This is a genomic window from Epilithonimonas mollis (genome assembly GCF_900142325.1).
Taxonomy (GTDB): Bacteria; Bacteroidota; Bacteroidia; order Flavobacteriales; family Weeksellaceae; genus Epilithonimonas; species Epilithonimonas mollis.
In genome coordinates this window covers 238,113-250,929 of sequence record NZ_FRAM01000001.1, presented here as the reverse complement: position 1 = coordinate 250,929, position 12,817 = coordinate 238,113, and the positions used below count along the sequence as shown (strand labels likewise).

Genomic DNA, 12,817 nt, shown 5'->3' with positions numbered 1-12,817 from the left:
TGATTATTGAATCATTTAAATCAAATAATGACTCATTCTAATAAAAATAAAGAGGTTTTCGGGGAATTATTCTTGCTGGAATCCACAATGGCAGAAAATCTCTATTTCGGTTTTGCGAAAGAGATGCCGGTTATCGATTATCATAATCACCTGGAACCGGATGTTATTTCCAATAATCAGAATTTTCGTTCTCCAACGGCAATCTGGCTGGATGGTGATCATTACAAATGGCGTGCAATGCGGAATTTTGGAATTGATGAGCAATTCATTTCCGGAAATGCCTCAGACTTAGAAAAATTTAAGAAATGGGCAGAAGTTGTGCCCAATACGCTTAGGAATCCATTATTTCACTGGACGCATCTCGAGCTCAAAAATCCCTTCGGAATCAAAGAATATCTTTCACCAAAAAATGCAGAACCTGTTTACAGTCAGATGAATGCAAGTCTGCAGACATCAGAATTTTTACCACAATCTATCATTAAAAATTTTAAAGTAGAAGTGCTTTGCACGACAGACGACCCAGCAGACGATCTGGCTTATCATAAAATTTTAAAAGACATTAGTTTTGATACTTCTGTTTTACCGGCGTTCCGTCCGGATGCTTACATCAATATCATCAATCCCGGACAATATTTATCTGGAATCAAAAAACTTGAAAAAGTCTGCGGAACTGAGATCAATTCAGCTTCTGATTTGCTGAATGCGCTTCAATCAAGAATAAATTATTTTGCAGAAAACGGAGCGAAAGTTTCAGACCACGGCTTCGAATATTTTCCTGACACAACCCTTTGGAATCAAAATCTTGAAACCGAATTTTCAGAATTTTTAAAAGGTAATAAATCCACATTTTCAAATCCTGAAGCGTTGTGCGGTTACTTACTTAAAGAACTTTGCAAAATGTACAGTGAAAAGCACTGGGTTCAGCAGTTTCACGTTGGCGCAACCAGAAATAACAATTCACAAATGCTGAAGAAAATCGGAATCAATGCCGGTTATGATGCGATTGGCGAACAATATTTTGCACAAAAATTAAGCACTCTTTTGGATGAATTGAATTCCTCAGGACAGCTTACCAAAACGATTATTTACAACCTTAATCCCATTTTTAATGAGGTTTTGGTGACCCTTGCCGGAAATTTCAATGAAGGCGGAATTAAGTCCAAAGTACAGTTTGGCGCAGCTTGGTGGTTTCTCGACCAACTTGACGGAATGAAAAAGCAGATGGATACACTTTCCAACATTGGTCTCATCAGCACTTTTGTCGGTATGCTCACCGATTCCAGAAGTTTGTTGTCGTTCTCAAGACACGATTATTTCAGGAGATTGTTGTGCAATATGTTCGGCAGCGAGATAGAAAGAGGACTTCTTCCCAATGACGAAGAATGGGTCGGAAAAATCATTCAGAATATCTGTTATCACAACACGAAAAACTATTTTGAATTTTAAGTAAAATGAATTCCAGTTCTAATAAAATATTGTGTTTCGGAGAATTGCTTCTTCATTTTGCGCCAGATTCTGACGGAAACTGGCTGAATGAACAGGTTATGAAAATCTTCGTTGGAGGCGCAGAATATAATGTCGCTTCCGCACTTGCGCAATGGCAGAATCCGGTTAAATTACTTTCGGCTTTACCGGAAAATTTTGTCGGAGATCAATTGGAAATTCAACTTCAGAATAAAGGAATTAAAGTTTTGGCGGAAAAAAGCAACGGCAGAATCGGAACTTTTTACCTGTCGTCAGATGGCGATATGCAGAATGCTTCGGTGGTCTATGACCGTTTTCCATCGGTTTTTACACAGTCCGACTTTTCTCAGTTTAGTTTTGATGAAATTTTTTCTGAAGTTAAATGGCTTCACATCAGTACAATAACGCCGGCATTGAGTGAAAAAGCTTACAATAAATGTCTTGAGTTGATGAGTGAATCTGCAAAAAGAAATATCACCATTTCTTTGGATTTAAATTACCGTTCAGCGCTTTGGAAAGACAGAAATCCATCAGAATTAGTCAGAAATATGATGCCTTTCGTCAATGTATTGATGGGAAATATCTGGTCGATTCAGCAGTTTTTGGAAATCCCGATTGAATATGAACTGAACGGAAATTTCGATGACGAAAATCTTTTAAAACAAGCCGAAAAATCAGCGTTTGAAGTTCAGAAGCAATTTCCCAATGTAGAAATGATTGCGAACACTTTCAGATTCACAAATGGAGAAAAAGTGAATTATTATGCGACTTTATTCACTGACGAACTTTTGGTTTCAGAACAATATCAATCCGATAAAGTCGAAGAAAGAGTGGGAAGTGGCGATTCGTTCATGGCAGCATTGATTCACGGAAAAATCAAAGGAAATCCTTCACAACAGATTTTAGACGATGCGACAAAAGTGGCTTTCAGAAAACTATTTGTGAAAGGCGACACCATTGATGAATCTATAAATATCGAAAAATTATGAATCCAATCATACAAACAATAAAAGACCAGAAAATCGTTCCGTTGTTCTACAACGAATCTTTTGAGGCTTCAAAAAGTACAGTTAAAGCTCTCTACAACGGCGGAATCCGTGTCATAGAATACACTAACCGTGGTTCTCAGGCTTTGGAAAATTTTATCAGACTTAAAGAAATTTTATCCACCGAATTTCCCGGGCTTTTGTTAGGAATCGGAACTGTGAAAAACACAAATGAGATGGACGATTATGCCAATGCAAAAGCCGATTTCATCATTACGCCAGTTATTAGCAGGAAACTTATCAAACATTCCATAAAGAAAAATGTACTGCTGATTCCGGGTTGTTTTACGCCATCAGATGTCAATTTAGCTTTTCAGAGCGGACTTAATTTGGTTAAAATATTTCCGGCTGATGCATTAGGTAAAAAATATATCAAATCCATCCAACCCGTTTTTCAGGGAATGAATTTTATGCCTACTGGCGGCGTGAATGCCGATGTCGAGGACATCAATGAATGGTTCAGAGGCGGTGCAATAGCCGTTGGATTGGGAAGTTCTTTGGTTATATCAGACTTAACTGAAGAGCAACTTACCGAAAAAGTGAGAAATTTATTACAACAACTTAATAAAAACTAAATGCAGGCTCCTAAAAATCACAATATCAGATGGTTTATGCTGTCTTTGGTCTTTCTGGCAACAACCATCAATTATCTCGACCGTCAGGTAATGGGTTTGCTGAAACCCGTTCTTGAAAAAGAATTCAGTTGGGACGAGAAGGATTACAGCTATATTGTAATGGCTTTTACAACGACTTACGCTATTGGATATCTAGCGATGGGAAGGTTCATTGACAGGGTTGGAACTAAAATTGGATATGCTGTTTCTTTGATTGTCTGGAGTTTAGCATCTATTGGTCACGGTTTTGTGAAAAGTACAGTTGGGTTTTTAATCGCAAGAAGTACTTTGGGAATCAGTGAAGCTGGAAATTTTCCGGCAGCGATAAAATCGGTCGCCGAATGGTTTCCGAAAAAAGAACGAGCTTTAGCAACCGGGATCTTCAACTCTGGCGCAACAGTCGGAGCTATTTTAGCACCACTTCTGGTTCCTTTTATTCTGGGACATTATGGCTGGAGAGAAACTTTTGTCTGGATTGGTGCATTGGGTCTATTATGGATTGTTCTTTGGTGGAGATTTTATAATATTCCGGAAAAAACAAAGAAATTAAGCCAGGAAGAACTTCAATACATCAAAAGCGACCAGATTGGACAGACAGAAGAACAGTCCAAAGTTCCGCTTTCAGAATTATTAAAATATAAGGTAACATGGTCTTTTACCATCGGAAAAATCCTTACCGACCCGATTTGGTATTTCTTTATGTTCTGGCTTCCTGCTTATTTTGCAGACGTTTTTAAAATGGATTTAACCAAACCTTCCATCCCGTTGATTATCATTTACAGCGGAACTACGATTGGAAGTATCGGCGGTGGCTATCTGTCTTCATTATTAATTAAAAAAGGCTGGGCAATCGGTAGAGCGAGAAGTTTTACAATGTTACTATTTGCTTTGATGGTCGTTCCTGTAATGTTTTCAAAATACGTTGACAATATGTGGATGATTACTATTATCATTGCTTTGGCAACCGCTGCACATCAGGGTTGGGGAGCAAATCTGATGACAACGGTCGGAGACAAATTACCCAATAATTATGTGAGTTCGGTCATAGGTTTTGGCGGAATGCTGGGTTCCGCAGCCGGAATTCTTTTTCCACTTTTCATCGGGATTGTTTTGGACACATTCAAAAAAGCGGGAAATATCAACGGCGGCTATAGCATTATATTTTTCATTGCCGGCGTTTCATATATTGCCGCATGGGGAATTATTTGGCTGATTAATAGAAATTCAACCGGAAATTCGGTTTCAGAAACGAAAATTTAAAAATGAACTTCAAGCTTTCCATATTAACCTTCTGTCTTTTTCTTAGCGGATTTTCCTTTGCTCAAAAAGGAGGGAAGAACAAGCTTTGGTATGACAAACCCGCCAAACAGTGGGTGGAAGCGCTACCTATTGGAAACGGAAGATTGGCATCAATGGTTTTTGGCGACCCTTCTCGGGAAAAACTTCAGCTGAACGAAGCGACTTTTTGGTCTGGCGGACCTTCCCGAAACGACAATCCCGATGGTCCGAAAGTTTTGGATTCTATCCGATATTATTTATTCAACGGAAATTATAAAAGAGCGCAAATCCTTGCTGATAAAGATTTAACGGCTAAAACTCTTCACGGTTCAGCGTTTCAGAATATTGGTGATTTGATTCTTGATTTTAAAAATAACAATGATGTTAAAAATTATTACAGAGAATTAGACCTTGAAAAAGCAATTACGACCACGACTTTTTCATCTAACGGAATCAATTTCAAAAGAGAAGTTTTCGCTTCAATTCCGGATAATGTGATTGTGATTAAGTTAAGTTCAGACAAAAAAAATGCACTGAGTTTCACCGCAAATTTCAACAGCGAACTCAAAAAAAACAGCAAAGCTCTTGATTCCAATACCTTGAAAATGGACGGTTTGTCTTCAACTTTAGACGGCGTTCAGGGTCAGGTTAGATTCAATGCCATCGCAAAAATCCTCAACAAAGGTGGCGAAACAGAACTTTCAGAAAACGGAATTTCGGTAAACAACGCCAATGAAGTCACAATTCTGATTTCCATTGCAACCAACTTTACAGATTACAAAACTTTAGACACAGACGAAGTTTCAAAAAGCAAAAAATATATTGTAGCATCAGAACAAAAAACTTTCAATACGTTACTGAAAAACCATCTGGTGTCGTACCAAAAATATTTCAAAAGAGTCGATTTGGATTTAGGAACTTCCGAAGCTTCCAAAAATCCAACCGACGTTCGGATTAAAAATTTTGCAACCAGTTACGACCCGGAACTTGTGGCTTTGTATTACCAGTTCGGTCGCTATCTTTTGATTTCGTCTTCGCAACCTGGCGGTCAGCCAGCTAATCTTCAGGGAATCTGGAATAATTCCAACAAACCAGCGTGGGACAGCAAATATACCATCAATATCAATACGGAAATGAACTATTGGCCGGCGGAAAAAACCAATCTTTCCGAGATGCACGAACCGCTGATTCAGATGGTAAAAGACCTAAGCGAATCCGGAAAGGAAACTGCAAAAGTGATGTACAACAGTCGTGGATGGGTCGCCCATCACAACACCGATATCTGGAGAATCACAGGCGTTGTAGATTTTGCTAACGCTGGAATGTGGCCAATGGGTGGCGCTTGGCTGTCTCAGCATCTTTGGGAAAAATATCTGTACACAGGCGACAAAAATTATCTGAAATCCATCTATCCGATTCTGAAATCTGCCACTCAGTTTTACGAAGATTTTTTAATTGAAGAACCAACGCACCAATGGCTGGTCGTAAGTCCGTCAATGTCTCCCGAGAATATTCCAAACGGACATCAGGGAAGTGCTTTGGTAAGTGGAACAACGATGGATAATCAATTGATGTTTGACCTGTTTACCAAGACCAAAAAAGTAGCCGAAATCCTTAGTATAGATTCAGATAAAATACAAATTTGGGACAAAATCATCTCCAAATTATCGCCGATGAAAATCGGAAAATACGGACAGTTGCAGGAATGGGCAGAAGATTTGGACAACCCGAAAGACAATCACAGACACGTTTCGCATCTTTACGGATTGTTTCCGTCCAACCAAATCAATCCTTTTACAACACCCGAATTGCTGGATGCTTCCAAAACCGTTTTACTGCACCGTGGCGATGTTTCCACAGGCTGGAGCATGGGCTGGAAAGTCAATCTTTGGGCGAAATTATTAGACGGAAACCACGCTAACAAATTAATCAAAGACCAATTAACTTTGGTAGAAAAAGACGGTTGGGGCAACAAAGGAGGAACATATCCGAATCTTTTTGATGCACATCCGCCGTTTCAGATTGATGGCAATTTTGGCTGTACGTCCGGAATTACCGAGATGCTTTTGCAGACCCAAAACGGTTTCATAGACATTCTTCCGGCACTTCCCGACAGCTGGAAAAACGGGAAAATATCAGGTCTGAAAACCTACGGCGATTTTGAAATCAGCATTGTTTGGGAGAATAATAAAGTGAAGGAAATCACCATAAAATCCAATTTAGGCGGAAACTGCAGACTCAGAATCCCCAACGAAATGGAATTAACAGGAAAATCAAAACTCAAAAAAGCAGAAGGCAAAAACCCGAATCCTTTTTTTGAAATACCAGAAATTAAAAAACCAATGATTTCAAGTGAAGCCAAATTAAATCCTGTCGAAATAAAAGAATCTGTGATGTATGATTTCCCAACAGAAGCAGGAAAAACTTATATTTTAAAAATGAAATAAAAAATAATTTGACTCCGTCGAACCACTTTGTTAGGTTTGGGCAGCTTAATCCGCCCTCCGTTCCCGCTTTTTTGCCTCCGCTTCGCTGCGGCAAAAAGAGCTCCGTTCAAGCCGGGTTGCGAGAGATTCAACGGATAATTATGTAGAAAGATTTAAAGATGCTAGTAACAAGAAAAATAATTAAAACTCCATAGGAGTGACCTGTTAATAGAAATAAAGTTAATTGAAATCAAAGCCTCATAGAGACGACCTGTTAAAAAACCAAGAACCCAAAGGGTTCAACAACTAATCAAATAAATTAAATTAACATATGAAAAAGATAACAATGAATCCCAATTTCCTGAAAAACAAAACCAGCATTTTTGCTACGTTGGCACTACTTTCTGTAACCAGTTTATCAGCACAGACTTTCACCGATTTTCAATACAAAGGAAATGATAAAATCTACAATGATAATCCTTTAAAATCTGACGAATTCTATTCTCCGATTCTCCAAGGTTGCTATCCCGACCCGAGTATCACCAAAAAAGGAGAGGATTATTATTTGGTAAACTCTTCATTTTCAATGTTTCCAGGCGTGCCGATTTTCACTTCGAAAGATTTGGTGAATTGGAAACAGGTGGGTCATGTTCTCGACAGACCTTCCCAGCTTAAAGTAGAAAAAGGCGGAGTTTCACATGGAATCTATGCACCGGATATCAAATACAACAAGTTTAACGATACTTTTTATATGATTACCACGCAGATTGCGGGCGGAGTCGGAAATATGGTCGTGAAAACCAAAGACCCGGCAAAAGGCTGGAGCGAAGTTCAAAAACTGAATTTTGACGGAATTGACCCTGCTATTTTCTTCGATGATGACGGAAAAGCTTACATCGTTCACAACGATGCGCCACCAAAAGGAACCGAGCAATATCAAGGTCACCGTGTGATCAAAATGTGGGATTATGATCTGGAAAAAGACCAGGTTATTGCAGGCTCTGATAAAATTATCGTAAATGGTGGCGTTGACCTTTCTCAAAAGCCTATTTGGATTGAGGGTCCACATATCTATAAATACAAAGGAAAATATTATCTGATGTGTGCTGAAGGTGGAACAGGAGGCAACCACAGCGAGGTTATTTTTATGGCTGATTCGATGAAAGGACCATTTGTTCCCGCTAAAAATAATCCGATTTTGACGCAGAGATATTTTCCGAGAGACAGAAAGGAAAAAGTAGATTGGGCAGGTCATGCCGATTTGGTGGAAGGCCCGAACGGAGAATGGTACGGCGTATTTTTGGCCATTCGTCCGAATGTCAACAACCGCGTTACAAAAGGTCGAGAGACTTTCATTCTTCCTGTTGACTGGAGCGGAACATATCCTGTTTTCCAAAATGGTTTGGTTCCGATGAAGCCTAAATTGAAAATGCCGGAAGGTGTCCAAAATCAAAATGGACAAAACGGCTTTTTCCCGAATGGAAATTTTACATATAGCGATAAACTGACTGATAAAAACCTTGATTTCCGCTGGATTGCTATGCGTGGTCCTCGCGAAAGCTTTATTACGGTTACAAAAACGGGTGTAAAAGTAAACCCAATGGAAACAAACATCAAAGCATTGGCTCCCATTTCTTCATTATTCCACAGATTACAACACGAAGATTTTGAAACTTCCGTAACCTTGGATTACAAACCAAAATCTGAAAAAGAATTATCTGGAATCTCGCTTTATCAAAGTGAAACATTTAATTATGTTTTCGGAATTACGAAGAAAGATAAAGACTTCTATATCGTTTTGGAAAGAACTGAAAAAGGAAGTTCAAAACTGATTGCCAGCGAAAAAATTTCATTTGGTAAAACGATCAAATTCCAGGCTGTTGGTGAGAAAGATAACATCAGTTTTAATTATTCCTTGGACGGCAAAAACTTCAAAAATCTGGGTGGAAAGGTTTCCGGCGATATTCTTTCAACGGATGTTGCAGGCGGTTTTACCGGAAGTTTAATAGGTCTTTACAGTACCTCTTCGAATGATATTGTGCCGAATTAAAAATTAACACCAAACCAAAATATCAAAACTGTGAAAATTAATCAACCATTCTATATAGTTTCTCTTTTCGGATTTATCGGGCTGAATCTCTTTTCAGCTCAGGTAAATCCTGTAAAAAAATCTCAAACGACGGAATTCAGAAACCCGATAATCTGGGCAGATGCACCGGATTTGTCCATCACGAGAAACAGCGACGATTTTTACCTGATAAGCACGACAATGCACCTGATGCCAGGCGCTCCGGTGATGCATTCCAAAGATTTGGTCAACTGGGAAATGTCGAGCTATGTTTTTGACAGATTAACGGACAATTCTAAATATGATTTAATTAACGGAAGCGTTTACGGACGCGGACAATGGGCATCATCCATCCGTTTTCACAAAGGCAAATATTACGTTCTTTTTTCCCCGAATGATGAACCTTTCAGATCTTATTTTTACGTTTCCGAAAATCCCGAAAAAGGCAACTGGAAATTGCTGACAAGAACCAGACATTTTCACGATGCTTCTTTGCTTTTTGACGATGACGACAGAGTTTATGTGTACACTTCCAATAAAGTTTTTGAGCTAAGCCCGGATTTTAAAACCATTATCGGAGATCAGGATGGAACAGAAGTTTTTCAGAAAGATGCTTCGGAAACCGGATTGTTGGAAGGCAATCAGATTATTAAAAAAGACGGAAAATATTACATGATGATGATTTCCTGGCCGAGAGGCGGAAAACGCCGTCAGGAAGTATACAGAGCTGATAAAGCAACCGGACCTTTCGAGAAAAAAGTCATTCTTGAGGACAATTTTCTTGGGTTTTCCTACGCCGGACAAGGTGCTTTGATTGACGACAAAAACGGAAATTGGTACTCACTTATTTTCCAGGACAGAAATGGAGTGGGGCGTGTACCGATTTTGATTCCTGTGAAATGGGAAAACGCTTGGCCGGTTTTGGGCGATAACGGAAAAGTTCCTCTGACAGGTGAAGTTCCGCTTCCTACCTTCAAACCGAAAAATCATTTGGTAGAAAGCGACGAATTTTCCGGCAAAAAAATGAAAATCCAATGGCAGTGGAATCATAATCCAGTCAACGAAGCTTGGTCTTTGTCCGACAGAAAAGGTTTTTTAAGACTGAAAACCAGTCGAGTAGTCGACAATCTTTATCTCGCTCCAAACACATTGACCCAACGAATGGAAGGTCCGAAATCAACTGCGATTGTTGCTCTGGATGTGAAAGGAATGAAAGATGGTGATGTCACAGGCTTCAGCGCATTCAACGGTGATTCCGGGATTTTATCGGTAGTGATGGAAGGCAATAAAAAGTTTGTCGTTTTTGCAACCAACGAAGTCAGTTTAGATAACAAAACCAAAGCGGTTACGGGCGTTAAAACAGATGAAAAGAAGAGACTTCCATTGAATTCAGATAAAGTTTATTTTAAAATTGACGCCGATTTCAACCTTGGAAAAGATTTGGCCGATTTTTCATACAGCACCGATCAAAAAAGCTGGACAGAAATGGCAAAAGATTACAAAATGATTTTCGATTACCGAAGACTGTTCATGGGTTCCAAGTTTGCGGTTTTCAATTACGCCACCAAAAATCTGGGCGGTTTTGTGGATGTCGATTCTTTCAGAGTAAATAAAAGTACGGAATAACAATATTGGAATTATTTTTTTGGTAGCTAATCCGCCTTCCGCTCCCAAATCTAACGAAGTGGTTCGACGTAGTCAATCTTTTTTGCAGGAGATGTCAGCCTAAGTACAACTGTTGTAAAAGCAAAAAAGGATTTGCGCTCAAGTCGGGCTACGAAAGATTCGCTGTTTAAGAAGAAAATCAATGCTCTGAAGGAGCAATCTGTTAATAGCAAAAAGTGCGTCATCAAAGCAAAGCCTCGTAGAGGCGACCTGTTAATCACAAAAAATAATTAACATTAATAAATTAAAAAAATATAAACCCTTGCCGGTATTATTTTTTTGTCTAAATTAATAAGTGTAAAAATTACAAATAAAAATATATGATAAAATTACAGATATTTACTTTAGCTTTTTTGGTTTCGGGACTATTTGTTTCCGCTCAAAATACTGACAGACAGGCACCAGAAGGTTTTGACGTTGAGAAAAAAGATATTCCACGCGGAAAAATTGATTCCATTCAATATGTATCAAAAACGGTCGGAACCACAAGAAAAGCCTTGATTTACACACCGCCGGGATATAAAAAGGGAAATAAATATCCGGTTTTATACCTGCTTCACGGCATTGGTGGCGACGAAAAAGAATGGTACAAAAACGGAACGCCTCAAATCATTTTAGACAATCTATACGCACAAGGAAAACTCACGCCGATGATTGTTGTTTTGCCCAACGGAAGAGCAATGAAAGACGACCGCGCTACCGGAAATATTATGGCAAAAGATAAAGTTGACGCTTTTGCAACCTTCGAAAAAGATTTGCTGAACGACTTGATTCCAGCGGTAGAAAAAAAATATCCGGTTAAAAAAGACAGAGAAAACCGCGCTATTGCAGGACTCTCAATGGGAGGCGGACAAACCCTGAATTTCGGTCTGGGAAATATCAACAAATTCGCTTGGGTGGGTGCTTTTTCATCTGCTCCGAATACGAAAGAACCGCAACAATTACTTCCAAATCCACAAAAAGCGAAAGAATTGAAATTGCTTTTCATTTCGTGTGGCGACCAGGACGGTTTGATGCCGTTCAGCAAAAGAACCAGCGATTATTTGACGGCCAATAAAATTCCTCATATCTTTTACATAGAACCGGGCGGACACGATTTCAAAGTCTGGAAAAATGATTTGTACATCTTTTCTCAGTTGATTTTCAAGCCTGTTGACCAATCTAATTTTTCAGAATTTACCGTTTTTGGAACACCCGCTGAATCCAATATCAGAAATGCTCAGTTTCCGCAGATTCTTCGCAATGGAAAAGCGATATTCAAAGTGAAAGCACCGGAAGCACAAAAAGTTCAGATTGATTTAGGAAAGAAATATGACCTTAAAAAGGAATCAGACGGTTCATGGAAGGCGATCACAGATTCTTTGAGCGAAGGTTTTCATTATTATTCGTTATTGATTGATAATGTTGCCGTTGCGGACCCATCAAGCAAATCATTTTACGGAATGGGAAGATACGCTAGCGGAATCGAAGTTCCGTTTGCAGGTGATGGTTATTATGCAATGAAAGATGTTCCTCATGGTGACATCAGAATCCAGAATTTCTTTTCAAAAGTGACCAATTCATGGAGAAGAATTTTCATCTATACGCCGCCTGGTTACGACAAAAATTTGAATGAAAATTATCCTGCTCTCTACATTCTGCATGGTGGTGGCGAGGACGAAAGCGGTTGGGCAACTCAGGGGAAAGCCAATTTAATTCTTGATAATCTGATTGCAGAAGGGAAAGCAAAATCAATGATTTTAATTATGCCGGACGCAAATATCGGTCCTGCTGGTTTTGGAAATTTTGGAATCAGAAATCTTCAGATGTTGGAAAAAGAAATAAAAGAATCAGTCATTCCATTTGCAGAATCGAACTTCAGAATTAAAAAAGATGCCCCGAACCGTGCGATGGCAGGTCTTTCTATGGGCGGAATTTATACGCTTTACACGGGAATTCAGAATTCTGAAATGTTCTCTTCTCTTGGCGTTTTCAGTTCGGGTTGGATGTTGCCTGCGCTTCAGAAAGTGGCGGATGACGAGTACAAATTTTTAGCGGATAACAAATCTAAATTCAATTCAAACATTAAAAATTTCTGGATTGCGATGGGCGGGAAAAATGATATAGCATACCAAAATAATCAGATTATGATGAAAAAATTGGATGAATTAGGCGTCAAATATACTTATTCCGAATATCCTGGCGGACATACCTGGCCGGTTTGGAGAAATAATTTGTACCAGTTTGCACAACTAATTTTTAAGTAAAGAAATTTAA

General features: G+C 39.0%; 8 protein-coding genes. All 8 read left to right on the top strand.

Annotation, left to right across the window (positions count from 1 at the left end; translation table 11 throughout):
* Nucleotides 1–27 precede the first annotated feature (27 nt).
* The 8 genes from uxaC to BUA97_RS01000 all read left to right on the top strand — a co-directional run bounded on the left by uxaC (nt 28) and on the right by BUA97_RS01000 (nt 12,807).
* A complete protein-coding gene (uxaC, locus tag BUA97_RS01035; protein ID WP_072995976.1) occupies nt 28–1,446 on the top strand; it encodes a glucuronate isomerase in 1,419 nt (472 codons plus the stop codon).
* Between the two features lie 5 nt (nt 1,447–1,451).
* Entirely contained in the window at nt 1,452–2,453 is a 1,002-nt protein-coding gene (locus BUA97_RS01030; RefSeq protein WP_072995974.1) for a PfkB family carbohydrate kinase, read from the top strand.
* Nucleotides 2,450–3,085, top strand: a complete 636-nt coding sequence (locus tag BUA97_RS01025; RefSeq protein WP_072995972.1) for a bifunctional 4-hydroxy-2-oxoglutarate aldolase/2-dehydro-3-deoxy-phosphogluconate aldolase — start codon at nt 2,450–2,452, stop codon at nt 3,083–3,085. Before BUA97_RS01030 ends, BUA97_RS01025 begins: the two co-directional genes overlap by 4 nt.
* Entirely contained in the window at nt 3,086–4,384 is a 1,299-nt protein-coding gene (locus BUA97_RS01020) for an MFS transporter (protein ID WP_072995970.1), read from the top strand.
* Nucleotides 4,385–4,386: 2 nt separating this feature from the next.
* Nucleotides 4,387–6,849, top strand: a complete 2,463-nt coding sequence (locus tag BUA97_RS01015; protein ID WP_072995968.1) for a glycoside hydrolase family 95 protein — start codon at nt 4,387–4,389, stop codon at nt 6,847–6,849.
* 310 nt (nt 6,850–7,159) lie between these two features.
* Nucleotides 7,160–8,878, top strand: a complete 1,719-nt coding sequence (locus tag BUA97_RS01010; RefSeq protein ID WP_072995966.1) for a glycoside hydrolase family 43 protein — start codon at nt 7,160–7,162, stop codon at nt 8,876–8,878.
* 30 nt (nt 8,879–8,908) lie between these two features.
* A complete protein-coding gene (locus tag BUA97_RS01005) occupies nt 8,909–10,522 on the top strand; it encodes a glycoside hydrolase family 43 protein (protein ID WP_072995964.1) in 1,614 nt (537 codons plus the stop codon).
* Between the two features lie 359 nt (nt 10,523–10,881).
* Nucleotides 10,882–12,807, top strand: coding sequence for an alpha/beta hydrolase-fold protein (locus BUA97_RS01000; RefSeq protein ID WP_072995962.1), 1,926 nt, complete (start codon nt 10,882–10,884; stop codon nt 12,805–12,807).
* Nucleotides 12,808–12,817: the final 10 nt, after the last annotated feature.